The 17,033-nt window shown below is 38.5% G+C and carries 16 protein-coding genes; 13 read left to right on the top strand and 3 right to left on the bottom strand.

Going from position 1 to position 17,033, the window contains the following annotated elements:
- The first annotated feature begins 5 nt into the window (after positions 1–5).
- From sufD to AC4BHA_RS13020, 5 genes are all read left to right on the top strand, one after another.
- On the top strand, positions 6–1,310 hold the full coding sequence (gene sufD, locus AC4BHA_RS13040; protein WP_066106498.1) for a Fe-S cluster assembly protein SufD: 1,305 nt from the start codon (positions 6–8) through the stop codon (positions 1,308–1,310).
- Positions 1,310–2,539 (top strand): cysteine desulfurase, encoded by a 1,230-nt coding sequence (locus tag AC4BHA_RS13035; protein ID WP_490558754.1) that lies wholly within the window; start codon positions 1,310–1,312, stop codon positions 2,537–2,539. Before sufD ends, AC4BHA_RS13035 begins: the two co-directional genes overlap by 1 nt.
- Positions 2,529–2,963: a Fe-S cluster assembly sulfur transfer protein SufU gene (gene sufU, locus AC4BHA_RS13030; RefSeq protein ID WP_066106504.1), complete on the top strand. Its 435-nt coding sequence runs from the start codon at positions 2,529–2,531 to the stop codon at positions 2,961–2,963. The genes AC4BHA_RS13035 and sufU overlap by 11 nt, the downstream gene beginning before the upstream one ends.
- A 63-nt stretch (positions 2,964–3,026) precedes the next feature.
- A complete protein-coding gene (gene sufB, locus AC4BHA_RS13025) occupies positions 3,027–4,424 on the top strand; it encodes a Fe-S cluster assembly protein SufB (protein ID WP_066106507.1) in 1,398 nt (465 codons plus the stop codon).
- 397 nt (positions 4,425–4,821) lie between these two features.
- A complete protein-coding gene (locus AC4BHA_RS13020; RefSeq protein WP_077248115.1) occupies positions 4,822–5,703 on the top strand; it encodes a mechanosensitive ion channel family protein in 882 nt (293 codons plus the stop codon).
- Between the two features lie 98 nt (positions 5,704–5,801).
- On the opposite strand, the gene AC4BHA_RS13015 is transcribed toward AC4BHA_RS13020, so the two are convergent.
- Positions 5,802–6,107 (bottom strand): c-type cytochrome, encoded by a 306-nt coding sequence (locus AC4BHA_RS13015; protein WP_490552409.1) that lies wholly within the window; start codon positions 6,105–6,107, stop codon positions 5,802–5,804.
- A 362-nt stretch (positions 6,108–6,469) separates the two neighbouring features.
- Here AC4BHA_RS13015 and adhE point away from each other — a divergent pair, with 362 nt between their 5' ends.
- The 7 genes from adhE to yunB all read left to right on the top strand — a co-directional run bounded on the left by adhE (position 6,470) and on the right by yunB (position 14,992).
- Positions 6,470–9,073 carry a bifunctional acetaldehyde-CoA/alcohol dehydrogenase gene (gene adhE / locus AC4BHA_RS13010; RefSeq protein ID WP_066106514.1) on the top strand — a complete coding sequence of 868 codons (2,604 nt, stop codon included), beginning with the start codon at positions 6,470–6,472 and terminating at the stop codon, positions 9,071–9,073.
- Positions 9,074–9,213: 140 nt separating this feature from the next.
- Entirely contained in the window at positions 9,214–10,059 is an 846-nt protein-coding gene (locus AC4BHA_RS13005; RefSeq protein ID WP_066106517.1) for a DUF72 domain-containing protein, read from the top strand.
- 250 nt (positions 10,060–10,309) lie between these two features.
- A complete protein-coding gene (locus tag AC4BHA_RS13000) occupies positions 10,310–11,134 on the top strand; it encodes a sulfite exporter TauE/SafE family protein (RefSeq protein WP_066106520.1) in 825 nt (274 codons plus the stop codon).
- Between the two features lie 10 nt (positions 11,135–11,144).
- Entirely contained in the window at positions 11,145–12,512 is a 1,368-nt protein-coding gene (locus AC4BHA_RS12995; RefSeq protein WP_490558753.1) for a bifunctional metallophosphatase/5'-nucleotidase, read from the top strand.
- A gap of 64 nt (positions 12,513–12,576) precedes the next feature.
- Positions 12,577–12,876 (top strand): YunC family protein, encoded by a 300-nt coding sequence (locus AC4BHA_RS12990; protein WP_066106526.1) that lies wholly within the window; start codon positions 12,577–12,579, stop codon positions 12,874–12,876.
- A gap of 180 nt (positions 12,877–13,056) precedes the next feature.
- Positions 13,057–14,169: an HD-GYP domain-containing protein gene (locus tag AC4BHA_RS12985; RefSeq protein ID WP_148630710.1), complete on the top strand. Its 1,113-nt coding sequence runs from the start codon at positions 13,057–13,059 to the stop codon at positions 14,167–14,169.
- Between the two features lie 49 nt (positions 14,170–14,218).
- Positions 14,219–14,992, top strand: a complete 774-nt coding sequence (yunB, locus tag AC4BHA_RS12980) for a sporulation protein YunB (RefSeq protein WP_140461720.1) — start codon at positions 14,219–14,221, stop codon at positions 14,990–14,992.
- A gap of 61 nt (positions 14,993–15,053) precedes the next feature.
- On the opposite strand, the gene AC4BHA_RS12975 is transcribed toward yunB, so the two are convergent.
- On the bottom strand, positions 15,054–16,046 hold the full coding sequence (locus AC4BHA_RS12975) for a M23 family metallopeptidase (RefSeq protein WP_066106532.1): 993 nt from the start codon (positions 16,044–16,046) through the stop codon (positions 15,054–15,056).
- A gap of 242 nt (positions 16,047–16,288) precedes the next feature.
- Here AC4BHA_RS12975 and AC4BHA_RS12970 point away from each other — a divergent pair, with 242 nt between their 5' ends.
- Entirely contained in the window at positions 16,289–16,564 is a 276-nt protein-coding gene (locus AC4BHA_RS12970; RefSeq protein ID WP_066106535.1) for a YutD family protein, read from the top strand.
- A 58-nt stretch (positions 16,565–16,622) separates the two neighbouring features.
- On the opposite strand, the gene AC4BHA_RS12965 is transcribed toward AC4BHA_RS12970, so the two are convergent.
- Positions 16,623–16,889, bottom strand: coding sequence for a DUF3055 domain-containing protein (locus AC4BHA_RS12965; protein ID WP_066106537.1), 267 nt, complete (start codon positions 16,887–16,889; stop codon positions 16,623–16,625).
- Between the last annotated feature and the right edge of the window lie 144 nt (positions 16,890–17,033).

Below are 17,033 nucleotides of genomic sequence, written 5' to 3'. Positions count from 1 at the left end.
TCGTTATGACAATCGAAACTACATTACTCGAAAAAGATGTTGTATCATCTTTTTCAAAAGCACATAGTGAGCCTGCCTGGCTTGAAAGCTTCCGTTTAGACGCCCTTTCTGCCTCAGCTGAGCTACCTATGCCGAGACCTGATAAAACGAAGATTGATAAATGGCAATTAGAGGATATGAAAGTGAACTCCGTTACAAGCGAGACATTTACATCTATTGATGAACTTGCTGAAGACGTGAAAAAGCTGATCAATCCTGATGAGAACAGAAGTTTGTATGTACAACGAAACAATACAGCTGCTTATTTGACAGTATCTCAGGAACTTAAAGATAAAGGTGTTATTTTTACAGATATCAGGACTGCTGCTAAAGAACATCCTGAACTTTTGCAAAAATACTTCATGACTACAAGTGTTCCTGTAAAAACGAATAAGCTTACAGCTTTACATGCAGCACTCTTTAATGGTGGAGCTTTTCTTTATATCCCACGTAACGTGGTTATTGAAGAACCCATCCAGGCTATCTTCATGATTGATAATGCTGAGACTGAATTATATAATCACGTACTTGTTGTTGCTGAAGAGAGCAGCTCCGTAACGTACGTTGAAAACTATATTTCATTGGTTGACGGCAAAGAGACTATTGGAAATATCATTTCTGAGGTTATCGTCGGCAACAATGCGGTCGTTAAATATGGTGCAGTTGATACATTATCTAAAGATATGAAAACCTATGTAAACCGTAATGCATATGTAGGAAATGATGGACGAGTGGAATGGGCATTGGGCTTAATGAACGATGGTAATACTATTTCAGAGAATATTACAAACCTACATGGTAATGGTTCATATGGTGATACTAAAACAGTAGTGGTTGGTACTGGTAAACAAACTCAAAACTTTACAACTAAAGTTGTTCATTTTGGTAAAAACTCAAATGGATATATCCTGAAGCACGGTGTTATGAAGGATGAAGCATCCTCCATTTTTAATGGTATCGGTAAGATTGAACATGGTGCCACTAAAGCTGATGCTGTACAGGAATCCAGAGTATTAATGCTTAGTCCGAAAGCACGTGGGGATGCAAACCCTATTCTGTTAATTGATGAAGATGATGTAACAGCTGGACACGCAGCTTCTGTAGGCCGTGTGGATCCAATTCAGCTTTATTATTTAATGAGCAGAGGGATCAGTAAAACAGAAGCAGAACGTTTAATTATCCATGGGTTCCTTGCCCCAGTAGTAAATCAATTACCTGTTGAAGCTGTTAAAAAGCAGTTGACTGAGGTAATTGAAAGGAAAGTTAAATAATGATTCCAACGAATATTAAAGAACTTTTCCCAATTTTAAATGAGAAAGTCAATGGTCATTCATTAGTATATCTGGACAGTGCCGCAACTTCGCAGAAGCCAGCATCCGTTATTCAGACTATTGATGAGTATTACAAGCGGTATAACTCTAATGTACACCGTGGTGTTCACACACTTGGAACGATGGCCACGGATGCTTATGAGGGAGCACGTGAAAAGGTAAGAAAGTTCATTAATGCGAAATCCATCGAAGAAGTTGTCTTTACAAGAGGGACAACGACTTCGATTAATACAATTGCTGCCAGCTACGGGAAAGCTAACCTAAAAGCTGGTGATGAAATTGTTATCAGTATGATGGAACATCATAGTAATATCATTCCATGGCAGCAAGTAGCTAAAGCAACCGGTGCGACATTGAAATATATCCCGCTTGGAGAAGACGGTACTATTTCACTTGAAACAGTCAAAGAAGTGATTACTTCAAACACGAAAATCGTTTCAGTTATGCACGTATCGAATGTGCTTGGTGTCATCAATCCGGTTAAAGAAATTGCGAAAATTGCCCATGAAAATGGAGCAGTAATGGTTGTAGATGGTGCGCAAAGCACTCCGCATTTGAAAGTGGATGTTCAGGATCTTGACTGTGATTTCTTTGCCTTTTCTGCACATAAAATGTGTGGACCAACTGGCATTGGTGTCATGTACGGGAAAAAGGAATACCTCGAGAATATGGAACCAATCGAATTTGGCGGAGAGATGATTGATTTTGTGGGATTGCAGGATTCTACATGGAAAGAGCTGCCTTGGAAATTTGAAGGCGGTACTCCAATCATTGCAGGTGCCATTGGACTTGGAGCTGCAATTGATTTCTTGAATGAGATTGGTCTTGATAATGTAGAGGCGCATGAGCATAAGCTTTCTGCTTATGCACTTGATAAATTATCAAGTATAGAGGGGCTCCAAATCTATGGACCTAAAAATCCGGAATCAAGAGCTGGTGTAGTAACTTTTAACCTTGAGGATGTTCATCCGCATGATGTCGCTACCGTTCTGGATACAGATGGAATAGCTATTCGTGCCGGGCATCACTGTGCACAACCGCTTATGAAATGGTTAAAAGCTTCGTCTACGGCGAGAGCAAGTTTTTATGTATATAATACAGAACAAGATATCGACCGTTTAGTCGAAGGACTCGTTAAAACAAAGGAGTATTTCAGTAATGGCTTCTAATAATTTAGATACCCTTTACAGGCAAGTGATCATGGATCACTATAAAAATCCACGAAATAAAGGAAGCCTGGAAGACGGCAGTCTTGTGATAGATATGAATAACCCTACTTGTGGAGATCGTATTCATCTTACACTTAAAGTAGAGGATGGTATTGTGCAAGATGCAAAGTTTGATGGAGAAGGTTGTTCCATCTCTATGTCATCAGCTTCCATGATGACTCAAATCGTCAAAGGCAAAAGCAGTGAGGAAGCATTAAAGCTTGCTGGTATATTTTCGAACATGATACAGGGCAAGGAATATGACGAAGGCGATCTTGATCTTGGTGATATAGAGGCCCTTCAAGGTGTGAGTAAATTTCCAGCACGTATTAAGTGTGCGACACTTGCTTGGAAAGCTATGGAAAAAGGGCTTAACGAAAACTAAAATGACATGTTTTAGCTGAGAGTGAAAAACAGCTAGAACTAAGTAAGAAGGAGGAAGCGATCGATGGCTAAAAAAATGCCTGATATCGGTGATTATAAATATGGCTTTCATGATAAGGACGTTTCCATCTTTCGTTCTAAACGCGGTTTAACTAAAGGGATTGTTGAAGAAATCTCTCGTATGAAGAACGAACCACAATGGATGCTTGACTTCCGCTTGAAGTCTCTTGAACATTTTTATAACATGCCAATGCCACAATGGGGAGGCAATCTTTCAGATTTAAACTTTGATGAGATTACGTATTATGTAAAACCATCTGAGAAGTCCGAGAAATCATGGGATGAAGTTCCTGAGGAAATTAAACGTACATTTGACAAACTTGGTATTCCTGAAGCTGAACAAAAATACCTAGCCGGTGTATCAGCTCAATACGAATCTGAAGTTGTGTACCATAACATGAAGGAAGACTTAGAAGCAATGGGAATCGTATTCAAAGATACAGATTCCGCTTTACGTGAAAATGAAGACCTTTTCCGTGAACACTTTGCTAAAGTAATTCCGCCATCTGATAATAAATTTGCTGCATTGAACTCTGCAGTTTGGTCTGGCGGATCATTTATCTATGTCCCACCAGGTATTAAAGTAGATACACCATTGCAAGCATATTTCCGTATTAACTCTGAAAACATGGGTCAGTTTGAGCGTACTTTAATCATCGTTGATAAAGATGCGTCCGTACATTATGTAGAAGGCTGTACGGCTCCTGTTTATACAACAAATTCACTTCACAGTGCTGTTGTTGAAATCATTGTTAAAGAAAATGCTTATTGCCGTTACACAACAATCCAAAACTGGGCAAACAATGTATATAACCTTGTTACTAAACGTACAGTAGTAGATGCTCACGGTACAATGGAATGGGTAGATGGAAACATCGGCTCCAAGCTTACCATGAAATATCCAGCTTGTATTTTACGCGGTGAGGGTGCCCGTGGTATGACGCTTTCCATTGCTATTGCAGGTAAAGGTCAACACCAGGATGCAGGCGCTAAAATGATCCACTTAGCTCCAAATACATCTTCTACGATTGTATCTAAGTCAATTTCTCAGCATGGCGGTAAAGTGAGCTATCGTGGGGTTGTGCACTTTGGTAAAAGGGCTGATGGAGCACGCTCTAATATCGAGTGTGATACACTCATTATGGATAATCAATCAACTTCTGATACGATTCCATACAATGAAATCCACAATGATAATATCTCACTTGAGCATGAAGCGAAGGTTTCCAAAGTATCTGAAGAGCAGCTCTTCTATTTAATGAGCCGCGGTATCTCAGAACAGGAAGCAACAGAAATGATCGTTATGGGATTCATTGAACCGTTCACAAAAGAACTTCCAATGGAATATGCAGTTGAAATGAACAGATTAATTAAATTTGAGATGGAAGGTTCTATCGGTTAATACTGAGACAACTCTTTCCACTATATTAAGAATCCGAATTTATTTTCGGATTCTTTTTTTATCGTCTCCAAAGTTGAAGGGGAATCACCTATACCCTACCTATGGCGTAGCTATGCCCCACCTATACTGTGGTAAAGGTGCAGGATGTGTGAAAGGGTGGAGGAAGCCACCTATAATCCGCCTATGCCGCAGCTATGCCCCATCTTTACCGAAGGAAGAATAAGCAATGCAACTTATATTAGCCATGAACCATATAATTTAGACTCCATAGCATCTGCCTCTATTTTATTTAAATAGGTCTAATAGATTTTATTAAACAATAACACTTGGATAATAACAGAATATTTAGTAGTATTTAGTAATTATTATATTGTTTTTATAATTAGGGAGGATAGATATGGACTTTATTAACAGGTTACAAAGTTATATCAGCATTGATTGGCCTCAACTCAAAAGTTATGGATTAACAATCCTATACACTTTTATCATCACCTATGCTTTGATTTATCTCGTCAGGTTTATTCTTCACAAGTTCTTTAAGCATACAAATTTTTTGATTGAGAAAAAGGAACAAACAATTGAATCTGTAGTACGCAACACGTCTAATTATTTGGGTTTCTTTATTATTATTCTTGCCATGATTAAACCCTTCGTGGATATCAAAAATATACTGGTTGCCGGCGGAGTGGTAGGAATTGTAGTTGGACTGGGTGCCCAAAAAATTATGACTGATCTTCTGGCAGGGTTTTTTATGATATTCGAAAAACAATTTCAGCGAGGGGATTTTGTCCACGTAAATGGGGAAATAGATGGTGGGACAGTAGAGGATATGGGATTTAGAGTGGTGAAAATCCGATTACTTAACGGAAAACTAATGACAGTTCCAAATGGTGAAATTCGCAAAGTAGAAAACGGAAATGTTGAAAGGAGAAGAATTTTTGAGAGCGTAATTGTTAGTTTCCAAGAGAATCCTGCAAAAATAGAAGAGTTACTTGCTGAGGTATGTGATGAACTCAACCAAAAGCAAATCCATTATCTCAAAACTGATTTAAACGGAGAATATCTCGAACCCTATCAAGTTCATGGCTTATCTTCATTAGATAGCAGTCCGTATGGCTTACGATTTTCAATCAAAGCTACAGTAAGCGATGAGTACTATATGGAAGCAGCTCAAATGGCTAAGAAAGTTATGGCGCAGAAAATGTATGAAAATCGTATTGGTTTAGCATCACAACAATTTGCCGTACAAGATAGACAAAAGGATTATATAGAACACTAAGAAATGCCGTTACGTAGTGGTAACGGCATTTCTTAGTGCTGTTTAATTTTCATTAAACCATAAACCATTGATTCCATATCTCTCTTTAAATCTCTATTCTACTTTTTCTCAGCAAGCCATGCAGCAACTTTCTCTGCATCCTCGCCTTTAATTATTCCTGCAGGCATTCCTTTCGCACCGTTATTGATTATATCCAGGATTTCATCCTTACTCATACTATTTCCGATATCCTCAAGCTTTGGTCCGGCATAGCCTTCTAAAGCATTGCCATGGCAGGAAGCACAGTTATTGGCATATATTTTTTCTTCTTCTGTTAGTGGTTTTTGCGATTCTTCTTCATTGCCAGAAGAGCATGCAGTTAAAGAAAAAACTAAGCCTGCCAGTAAGAGGGCTTTATTGTACATAGGAATCATTCTCCCTTCAGTTCTATTTAAGAATTACTTTACTTGAGTTTATTATTTTGTCAATATAAAGACTTCTCTGTCAATCCGATAGAAGTGGATCTATGACAAAGGACTTAAATTCAAAAAATAATGACTACAGTTAGACAAATACATAAAGCAGGCATATAATAAGTATGTGAGGTATTTCACAATCTGTAAGGTGAAGGTGTTCACAAATTGTTTACAGACTGATTTTAAATAATCTGATAAAATTAAATTGTCAGATAGGATGTTCAGTAATTTTTTTCACTAATAGGGACGTATTTTATCCCTGTGGGACTATTTACGACCAATGCTAAGTTTTCTATAAGGAGGAAATTGAAATGGCTGTTAAAGAAGAAAAAATAGAAGAAGTCCTTAAGGTATCTGAGATGATTGAAGAGTTAATCGAAAATGGAAAATCGGCCCTGCGTACATTTGAGACATTTGATCAAGAAAAAATCGATGAGATTGTTCATCAAATGGCAATTGCCGGTCTTGATCAACACATGCTTTTAGCTAAAATGGCGGTGGAAGAGACTGGCAGAGGGATTTACGAAGATAAATGTACTAAAAACATGTTTGCAACGGAATATATTTGGCACAGTATTAAATACGATAAAACGGTTGGTGTCATTCGTGAAGATCAACAAACAGGTGTCATGGAGATTGCAGAGCCTGTCGGAATTGTTGCAGGTGTCACACCAGTTACGAATCCTACTTCGACTACTATGTTTAAAGCTTTAATATCTATTAAGACACGTAACCCAATTATATTTGCTTTCCATCCATCAGCACAAGAATGCTCCAAGAAGGCGGCGCAAGTCCTGCATGATGCTGCCGTAGCTGCAGGTGCTCCTAAAGGATGTATTCAATGGATTGAGCACCCATCCATTGAAGCTACAAAGCAATTAATGAATCATAAAGATATCGCATTAGTGCTTGCGACAGGCGGAGCAGGAATGGTTAAATCAGCTTATTCTACAGGTAAGCCGGCACTAGGTGTAGGTCCTGGTAACGTACCTTGTTATATTGAAAAGTCAGCTAAAGTAAAACGTGCAGTCAATGATGTTATTTTATCGAAGTCTTTTGATAACGGCATGATCTGTGCCTCTGAGCAAGCTATTATTGTAGATGATCAGATCTATGAAGAAGTTAAACAAGAGTTTATAAAAAATAACTGCTATTTTGTAAATGATAAAGAATTAAAGAAACTTGAACGTCTTGTTATTGATGAAAAATCATGTGCCGTTAATGCTCATATTGTTGGAAAATCTGCTAATGAGATAGCTGAAATGGCTGGAATTAAAGTACCTGAGCATACCAAAATAATAATTGCCGAAATTGATGGTGCAGGTCCACAATATCCTTTATCTCGTGAAAAATTAAGTCCGGTATTGGCGTGTATCCGTGTTAAATCTACGGAAGAGGGCTTTGGTGCATGTATGGATATGCTGAACTTAGGTGGTCTTGGACACTCGGCCGTTATTCATAGCACCAATGAACAAATCCAACGGGAATACGGAATAAAAATGAAAGCATGTCGTATTATTGTAAATTCCCCATCTGCTCAAGGAGGAATTGGTGACATCTATAATGCCTTCATTCCATCTTTAACACTTGGTTGTGGCTCTTATGGAAATAACTCAGTTTCTGAAAATGTATCAGCTACTCACTTGATTAACGTGAAGATGATGACACAGCGTCGTAATAATATGCAATGGTTTAAATTGCCGCCAAAAATTTATTTTGAGAAGTATTCCACACAGTATCTAGCAAAAATGAGAAGAATCAAACGTGCCTTTATTGTAACGGATCCAGGCATGGTAAGCCTTGGTTATGTTGATATTGTTAAAGAATATTTATGGAAAAATAAAGGGATTGAAGCAATCGAAATGTTTGCGGATGTTGAACCGGATCCATCTGATGAAACAGTATTCAAGGGTGCTAAATTAATGCATAGCTTTGAGCCGGATGTAATTGTCGCTCTGGGCGGTGGTTCTGCGCTGGATGCAGCGAAGGGCATGTGGTTATTCTATGAACAACCGGAAACATCATTCTTTAACATTAAACAAAAATTCATTGATATCAGGAAACGTACGTATAAATATCCTGACTTAGGTGAAAAAGCCCAATTTGTTGCCATCCCGACCACCTCCGGTACTGGTTCTGAAGTAACGCCATTTGCGGTTATTACGGATAAAGAAACGAATGTAAAGTATCCGCTGGCTGACTATGCCTTAACACCGGATGTAGCAATCCTGGATTCCCAGTTTGTCATGACTGTTCCTAAAAATATCACAGCTGATACAGGGATGGACGTTTTAACACATGCCATTGAGGCTTATGTGTCTGTAATGGCAAATGATTATACAGATGGTTTAGCCTTAAAAGCTATTGAACTAGTCTTTAATAATTTAAAAACAGCGTACCATGACGGAGCGAATGAGGAAGCTCGTGAGAAAATGCATAATGCATCCTGTATGGCAGGGATGGCCTTCTCCAATGCCTTCCTGGGTATTAATCACAGCCTAGCACATAAGATTGGAGCTGAATTCCATATCCCGCATGGCCGCTCTAATGCAATTCTTATGCCGCATGTTATTCGTTACAATGCCATTCGTCCAAGAAAACATGCGCTCTTCCCTAAATATGAATACTACTGTGCGGATGAGCGATATGCTCAAATAGCCAGAATACTGGGACTACCTGCAAGCACAACTGAAGAAGGGGTTCAGTCATTAATAGAGGCTGTCACTGAGCTGGGTAAATCATTGGAAATCGATATGAGCATTAAAGGACAAGGAATAACTCAAGAAAGATTTGAGGAAAATGTAAAAATATTAGCAGAGCGTGCATTTGAAGACCAATGTACAACTGCCAATCCAAAATTACCTCTAATCAGTGAACTGGAAGAAATCTTAAGAGAAGCGTACAAAGGAGTTTAATTATCTGGTAAAAAAGACGGCATGAAATGTGCCGTCTTTTTTGTATATAGGATTAAATGTAGTCCTCCAAAACAAAGGAGCACCAATCACCAAGGATCTGTATTCATATGCTATTATATGACGTAGGAGGGGGATCCTTTATGATTTATATTGGTGTAACCGGTTGGGGTGATCATGATACCCTTTATCCTTCAACTATTAAGCCTAAAGATAAGCTGGCTGAGTACAGTAGCCATTTTCCGGTAGTGGAAGTTGATGCCTCCTTTTATGCGGTACAGCCGATTAGGAACGCTGAGAAATGGGTTAAAGAGACACCTGATTCTTTTAAATTTATAGTTAAAGCCTATCAAGGAATGACGGGCCATCAGCGTGGCGATATCCCTTTTAAATCAAAAAAAGACATGTTCCATGCTTTTAAGGATTCCTTAAAGCCGTACAGTAACGCGAATAAGCTGGCCTTGGTTTTGTTTCAATTTCCCCCATGGTTTGATTGTAAAAAAGAAAACGTCAGTTATTTAAGGTATTGCAAGGAAATGATGGGCGATTGTAAGGTGGCCTTGGAATTCAGAAATCAATCATGGTTTAGTGAGAAATATCGTGAAGCAACCTTGTCTTTTATGAAAGAAGAAGGGTGGATTCATTCAATTGTGGATGAACCGCAAGCAGGCGAGGGTTCAATCCCGACAGTACCAGTTGCAACCGATTCTGAAGTTACACTTGTGCGGATGCATGGAAGAAATGTGTATGGCTGGAATAAACCGAATGATGCAAATTGGCGGGAAGTTCGATATTTATATAAATACAATGAAGAAGAACTGCTTGAATGGAGAATGAGAATCCAGGAGTTAGCAAAGGATACAAGGGATATTATTGTCTTATTTAACAATAATTCCGGTGGAGACGCCGCTGGTAACGCAAAGGAATTTCAACAAATGCTCGGGATAAGCTATCAAGATTTAAATCCGAGACAAATGGATTTGTTTTAACTTGATTCAGCAGAAGTCTCCCCACCTCGATTAGGTCGTGAGATAAATCAGTAGGAGTTCAAACTTCGACTGAATCAAGTTAAAAGCCTCCAGCGGTTGGAAGGAACATCGCAAGGATTTATTAGGCAGATACGCCTGGACGATTTTTCTCTGCAATAACGTCGAGGTGTTATTAATGATATAAACAACCGATGAGCTATAATCAAGCAGCTTTGTCTCTTTATTACTAAATCATTGGAAGGCGGATTATATGAGTTATATTTTATTAATAATTGTGGGGTTAGCTGCCGGCTTTTTCGGTTCCCTTGTTGGATTGGGCGGAGGTATTATCATCGTTCCGATTCTATTATTTTTATCAGGTGGAATCCTCGGTGCCCTCAGCCCCCAAATGGCAGTGGGTACTTCTCTGTTTACCCTGATTTTTACGGGGCTGTCTTCTACTCTTGCTTATTTAAAGCAGAAGACTGTGGACTATAAAAGTGCATATTTATTTTTGATTGGGATTGCGCCAGGCAGTTTGATTGGAGGATGGGCCAATTCCTATTTAAATGTGGATGCCTTTAATATCCTGTTTGGAATCCTTATGGTTTTCATGTCCTTTCTCCTTATGGTCAGAAATAAACTGAAGCCAAAAAAGAAGAATTTCAACGGGATGGTTACACGTACATACATAGATAAGGAAGGGCGTGAGCATCAATATGGTTACAAAAAAAGTAGCGCCATATTGGTCTCTTTTGCGGTCGGCTTTCTCTCTTCGTTATTTGGGATAGGCGGAGGCTCTTTGATGGTACCGGTTATGTTGATTGCGTTTCATTTTCCTCCCCATGTCGCTGTCGGGACATCGATGTTGTTAATATTCTTCTCTTCCATTATTGGATCCATTAGCCACATTTTTCAAGGCCATGTCAATTGGCTTTATGCATTGGCACTAATACCGGGTGGATATATTGGAGCAAAATTGGGTGCCTTTGTAAATACGAAAATGAAAAGTACAACCTTGGTCATCGCACTCAGAATCATGCTGGTAGTAGTTGGCATAAAATTGATCTGGGAAGGGGTACAAGCGTTAATTTAGAGGTGGGAATATGAAGGAAACAATTCATTTGTTTCATATAAATGATATACATAGTCATTTTGAGCATTGGAATAAAATTGTAACATATATGAATAATCAGCAGGCGGCATATGAGGAAGCCGGAGATATTGTGTTTAAGCTCGATATAGGTGATCATGTTGACCGATTTCATCCTTTTACGGAAGGTACAATGGGAAAAGGAAATATTCAATTATTAAATGAAGCGGGCATAAACGGTGCAACGATTGGCAATAACGAGGGAATTACATTACCCCATGATGAATTGGATCATTTATATGAGGAAGCCGAATTTCCAGTTACCGTTGCCAATCTTTATAAACCTGATGGAAGCAGACCTAGCTGGGCTTTGCCATATTATATTAGGGTAACGCCTAAAGGAAGGCGTATTGCTTTTTTTGGCGTAACAGCTCCATTTACTGAATTGTATCATCTCCTAGGGTGGTCCATCACAGATCCATTTTATGAGGTCGAACGTATTATAAATGAATTAAAGGGAAAAGCAGATATTATAATTTTATTATCTCACTTAGGCTTACCAAGTGATGAGGTTATCGCTGCCAAACATCCGGAAATTTCTCTGATTATTGGAGGGCATACTCATCATATTTTGCATAGTGGAAAAAGGATTAACCAAACTCTTTTATGTTGTGCAGGTAAATATGGAATGTACGTCGGTCATGCAGAAGTAACAATAGATGAAGGATTTATTTCTACACGGGCCGGTCTTGTAGATATGCGATCGGATGGATTAACGGTAGCAGATCAGTTGATGGCAGATAAACTGTATGAAATCGGAAAGACAACTCTCAATGAAACGATACTAACTCTAGAACAGCCGTTAAAAACTGACTGGTTTCATGATTCAGATCTTTCTAAATTACTTTGCCAAGGGGTGAAGGAATGGTGTGAAGTGGACATCGCCTTATTAAATTCAGGTCTACTATTGGATGGTTTGGATGCTAAAGATGTGACTAAATATGATATCCACAAAATTTGTCCTCACCCAATTAATCCATGTATATTAACCATTACAGGAGAAAAATTAATACAAATTTTAAATTTGACTCGTAATCCCGACTGGCCTCATCTGCAAGTAAAGGGTCTTGGCTTTAGGGGGAAAATAATGGGAGCATTTGTTTATGACGGTGTTCAATTGATAGATAGGGATAATCAGAGCTGTTGGTTACATAATGGTAAACAAATTAATACACAGGAGCTGTACAGGGTGGCCATCCCTGATATGTTTACGTTTGGCCATCTTTTTCCGGAAGTCAGAGAGGTTGAGAACAAAACCTATTTGATGCCAGAATTTCTTAGAGATATTCTTGCCTGGAAATTAGCGCAGCTTGCATCTTAACGGCATTTTTTAGGGTGAGCAGCCATATACTTTATGAATGGTACTGGAATAAGGGGTGGTGCTCATGATTGAATTTGTGCCCTTTGAAATAGACGGTAAATTATATAAGGGTGTGAGTGTACAGCTTCCAAAGACATCTCTACTGGCAATTGCCGGACAGAAGGGATATATTATGTGCGGAGCACTGGATATTGGATTATTGAATGAAAGGCTCAACGAACGTAGGATTATTGCCGGAAGAGCGGTAGGGGTACGTACCCTAGAGGAATTATTGAATGCTCCGCTCGAATCAGTAACGGAAGAGGCCAAAAGAAGAGGGATTGTTCCAGGAATGCTTGGAAAAGATGCAATTCAATTTATGTAGAGCAACTCCTAAAGGGGGTGCTCTTTTTTTGTTAACGGAACTAATGAAATAGTGTAATTAAAAAACAAATTTTTATAATATATGCCAAAAAATGAAAATAATTTCAGGTTAATCTGTTATAATATAGGATAAGATGTCAAATTATAGACATTAAATCTTTTCCTAAACAGAGGTATAAAAATGAGAATCGTTCAGACAGCTTATTTAACTTCGGGTGCCGTTTTAGGAAAGCCAATCGTTGATATCAAGGGGCGTACCCTGTTGCATAAAGGTGTGCAAATTACAGATTGGCAGATTAAACGGCTGCAGAAATATAATATTCCTTATGTTTATATTGATGATATAGAAACCAGTCATATAATTCCTGAGGATATCATTTCAGATAAAATCCGAAGAGGAGCTATTGTAACAATTAAAGATACCTTTGATAATATGAAGAATGAAGTCAAGCAATCTAAAAGTATAGTCATAGAAAAGGCTGCATTGACTATGTCAAAGCTGGTTGATCAACTGACAGCCGAATTAAAAGGACATCAGGATTTATTTCATATTATTTCTGATATCTATGCATTTGACAATTATGTTTTTAACCACTCTTTAAATGTGGCACTATATTCACTGGCCATCGGTCTGGAATTAAAGTTAAAGCCAGATGTATTAAAAACATTGGGACTTGGTTCAATCTTGCATGATGTGGGGAAAATGGCCGTTCCGGAGGAAATCCTCTTTAAACCAGGAAAACTTCTGGAAAGTGAGTTCCAAATTATTAAACGGCATTCGGAAGAAGGATTCCATATACTCAGACAGGTCCACAATCTTTCATTGCTCGTGGCTCATTGTGCATATCAGCATCATGAACGGCTTGATGGCAGCGGGTATCCTCGAGGACTAAAAAACAATGAAATTTTATACATGGCTAAAATTATTGCTGTAGCAGATGTTTTTGATGCTGTTACATCTAAACGTGTGTATCGGGAAGCGATGCTGCCAAGTGAAGCTCTGGAACTGTTGTATGCAGGTACAGGTACTAAATTTGATCGGGAGATTGTGGATGCATTCAAGAGGTCGATTGCCATTTATCCAGTCGGCATCACTGTTGAATTAAATGATGGACGAAAAGGAATCGTATCTAGGCAGAATGCAGGCTACAGTGATCGCCCTGTCATAGAAGTGTATGAAAGAAATGGTGAGCAGCTCCCATTTAGATATGAAGTTGATTTGAAAATACAGCTGGATGTAACCATTAAAAAATGTGATACAACCTTCAGCAATCATACAATGAAATTAAGCTAATAAACCTCTTCTTACAAGCATAGGTATACTTGTAAGGAGGGGATTTTTTATGTATAGACGTAAACGGATTAAAAGGAAACGATCTATTATGCGGGGTCCCTTGCCGGTTAAGCATGTCCTTATTATAACATTTTTGTTCTTTATGGGAACGAGCCTAATCAGTCTTTGGATCGTGAATGCGGCTATTGAACCTACATTGATGCGTTATGCAGAATCTGAAACGAAAAAACTTACCAGCTTGGTTATTAATCAAGCAATTAAAGAAACTCTTTCCACACATAATGATATGGACAAAATTATTACAGATATACCCAAGCAGGGAGACGATATAGCTGTGGATGGAATCCAGTTTAACACAGAAATTATTAATAGAATCCGTTCGGAAACCTCTTTGCTTATCCAAAATCAATTAAGTGAAATAGAAAATGGTAATTTATCATCCTTTGACTATCTGAAGGATCGAGTAAGGGTGAAGGAAAATGGTTCAAAGGGAATTATACATGAGGTTCCGCTCGGGAAAGCAACGAATAATGCCTTGCTTGGTAATCTTGGTCCAAAAATCCCGGTGGAAATGGAAACAATCAGTGATATACAAAGTGATGTCAAAACGACCCTGGAGCCATACGGAATCAATAACGCCCTGATTAAGGTCTATTTAGAGGTTGAAGTTCATGCCCAGGTTATTATCCCATTTGCTTCAAAGCCGACGAAGATTAAAACCACTATTCCAATGGGAATGAGAGTCGTGTCCGGTCATGTTCCTACTTATTTCAATGGGAGTGGGACAGGGGGATCCCCTGCTATCCAACTACCTGCAAAATAGGGGTCTGTTCAATAGAAAAAGGCTTGAATCTTGTTTTATACAGGATCCAAGCCTTTCTAGTTTACTTTGCCTTCGCGGCTTTTTCAGCTCTTTCCCAAAGCTTTAAATACGGATATGGATTAAAGGACCATTCAGTGCGGCCGTTTTCTTTATACATCCCATAATGAAGATGAGGAGGGAATTTTCCAGATGTACCGGGGGGACCATATCCAGAGCTGCCAACACCTCCAAGGAGAGTGCCTGGTTCAACTAATTGACCAACCTCAATCCCTTTTGCAAATCCATTTAGATGTGCAAAATAATGATAGGTGTTATTGATATCACGAATGCCAATTCTCCACCCGCCAAATTTATTCCACCCCTTTAGCTCTATAATTCCATAACAGGTGGATCTTACGGGTACACCATAGCCTGCAAAAATATCTGTACCTTCATGAGAACGACGGCCACCCCAGCCACGGGCAACTCCCCATGTGCTTGTATATGTATAATGGCTGCCAAGTGGAACAGGAAAAGCTTTTTTCTGCAAATCAATGGTTTGATGTTTTTTAAATAATTGAGCATTGCTCATAATAATACTTACTGCTCGATCTCTTTTATAGTATTCCCATATACCGATACGGAAGTTATCTTTATCTACTCCATAGGATAGTAAATATTGATTTATCGCAGCTAATTGATCATATTCATTAAAGGGATCTGCTTTACCATCTTGATCACCATCAATCCCCATGCCACCAAAAAAAGAAATGGTTAAAGGGTTAGTGTCTTTGGTATTTGGATTTGAGATTCCGGTCCACTTATCTGCTGGAATTAGAATACCAAGTGTATTTGGGTCCGATAGGTCTTTTCGAGCCAATCTGATACTTCGTTCATATTGATCAAAAGCAGCTATATAGTACCAAGGGAGTTGGGTGGAGTCTTCTACACGTTTGTACATTTCCATCCGTTTTTTTAATAGTTGCTGCTCATCTTGACTGGCTGATGCTTGCACAGGTATGCAGGGGGAGATATAAGCTGCCAGAATGAATAGAATCAATATACGATAGAACATTTGGAACACTCCTTTACTGTTCGTTAGTATACCGATAAATGAGGATGATTATTTTAGTAGGAAATTGGAAAGTGATTGTAAAATCTGTAAGGTAGCTCATTATAATAACAGTAGGTAAACATGGATAAAGAAAATGGAGGGCTAGAGAAATCCACATCATAAATAAAAAACTTCATGGTTATATGTGGGGAATGATATAATAAGGAAACAAATTACGGAATAAATGAGTAAGAGGTGAACAAATGATTACCATTAATAACACTCAATATGAGATTGTAGAAGAACATGGAGACGGGTTTAATGAAGAGACCTTTAAAAGCCGTTTTAGTGAGATATTGAACCGTTATGACTATATACTTGGGGACTGGGGATATGGACAACTTCGCCTTAAAGGGTTTTTTGATGACCAGAATCAGAAAGCATCCTACGATAATAAAATAAGTACCATCAAAGAATATCTGTATGAATACTGTAACTTTGGCTGTTCGTACTTTATTTTAAAGAAAACTAAAAAGTGAGTGAAAAGCCCCCAATTCTTCGTAATTGAGGGGCTATTATTTTAACCGCTGTGCAGAGTTAAATGACCTCGTCTAAGAATTTTTTCCACTCCAATGCCTCATCACTCGTTATAGAAAAAGCATATTCCAAATAGCCGGGCTCCTCTAAATCGTCTGGTCCAATAATGGCGAAACGGTTCCCTTGCATATCCAACACAAGTGTTTTTCCATAGAAACGATCGGTTCTGGTTAAAGCTAGGTCAATTCTGCTGTTTTCACCCATGAAACTGACAAATCTAGTTTTTGTATCATACGTGTCATCGTAAAGAAAAAATCGCTCGGACATATGGGTTCCTCCATTTTGTTATTATCATTTGATTCTTCTAAATCCTATGGTTTTTATACTGGAGACTTCTAGTCTTATTCTAACATTTTTCAACAAAAAATTTTAAAAAAAGGATATAATAGGAATATACTGAAAGTTTAAGGC

It is taken from the genome of Pradoshia sp. Z3_51 (assembly GCF_058215915.1).
The sequence above is the reverse complement of the archived record's forward strand: the minus strand, read 5'-3'. Positions and strand labels throughout refer to the sequence as shown.

Excerpts from the sequence above, each read along its gene's own strand:
- sufU (WP_066106504.1), top strand. The coding sequence starts at position 2,529 with ATGGCTTCTAATAATTTAGATACCCTTTACAGGCAAGTGATCATGGAT.
- yunB (WP_140461720.1), top strand. The coding sequence starts at position 14,219 with ATGTATAGACGTAAACGGATTAAAAGGAAACGATCTATTATGCGGGGT.
- AC4BHA_RS12970 (WP_066106535.1), top strand. The coding sequence starts at position 16,289 with ATGATTACCATTAATAACACTCAATATGAGATTGTAGAAGAACATGGA.
- AC4BHA_RS12995 (WP_490558753.1), top strand. The coding sequence starts at position 11,145 with ATGAAGGAAACAATTCATTTGTTTCATATAAATGATATACATAGTCAT.
- AC4BHA_RS12975 (WP_066106532.1), bottom strand. The coding sequence starts at position 16,046 with ATGTTCTATCGTATATTGATTCTATTCATTCTGGCAGCTTATATCTCC.
- AC4BHA_RS13035 (WP_490558754.1), top strand. The coding sequence starts at position 1,310 with ATGATTCCAACGAATATTAAAGAACTTTTCCCAATTTTAAATGAGAAA.
- AC4BHA_RS12965 (WP_066106537.1), bottom strand. The coding sequence starts at position 16,889 with ATGTCCGAGCGATTTTTTCTTTACGATGACACGTATGATACAAAAACT.
- AC4BHA_RS12990 (WP_066106526.1), top strand. The coding sequence starts at position 12,577 with ATGATTGAATTTGTGCCCTTTGAAATAGACGGTAAATTATATAAGGGT.
- AC4BHA_RS12985 (WP_148630710.1), top strand. The coding sequence starts at position 13,057 with ATGAGAATCGTTCAGACAGCTTATTTAACTTCGGGTGCCGTTTTAGGA.
- sufB (WP_066106507.1), top strand. The coding sequence starts at position 3,027 with ATGGCTAAAAAAATGCCTGATATCGGTGATTATAAATATGGCTTTCAT.
- AC4BHA_RS13020 (WP_077248115.1), top strand. The coding sequence starts at position 4,822 with ATGGACTTTATTAACAGGTTACAAAGTTATATCAGCATTGATTGGCCT.
- AC4BHA_RS13000 (WP_066106520.1), top strand. The coding sequence starts at position 10,310 with ATGAGTTATATTTTATTAATAATTGTGGGGTTAGCTGCCGGCTTTTTC.
- AC4BHA_RS13015 (WP_490552409.1), bottom strand. The coding sequence starts at position 6,107 with ATGTACAATAAAGCCCTCTTACTGGCAGGCTTAGTTTTTTCTTTAACT.
- sufD (WP_066106498.1), top strand. The coding sequence starts at position 6 with ATGACAATCGAAACTACATTACTCGAAAAAGATGTTGTATCATCTTTT.
- adhE (WP_066106514.1), top strand. The coding sequence starts at position 6,470 with ATGGCTGTTAAAGAAGAAAAAATAGAAGAAGTCCTTAAGGTATCTGAG.
- AC4BHA_RS13005 (WP_066106517.1), top strand. The coding sequence starts at position 9,214 with ATGATTTATATTGGTGTAACCGGTTGGGGTGATCATGATACCCTTTAT.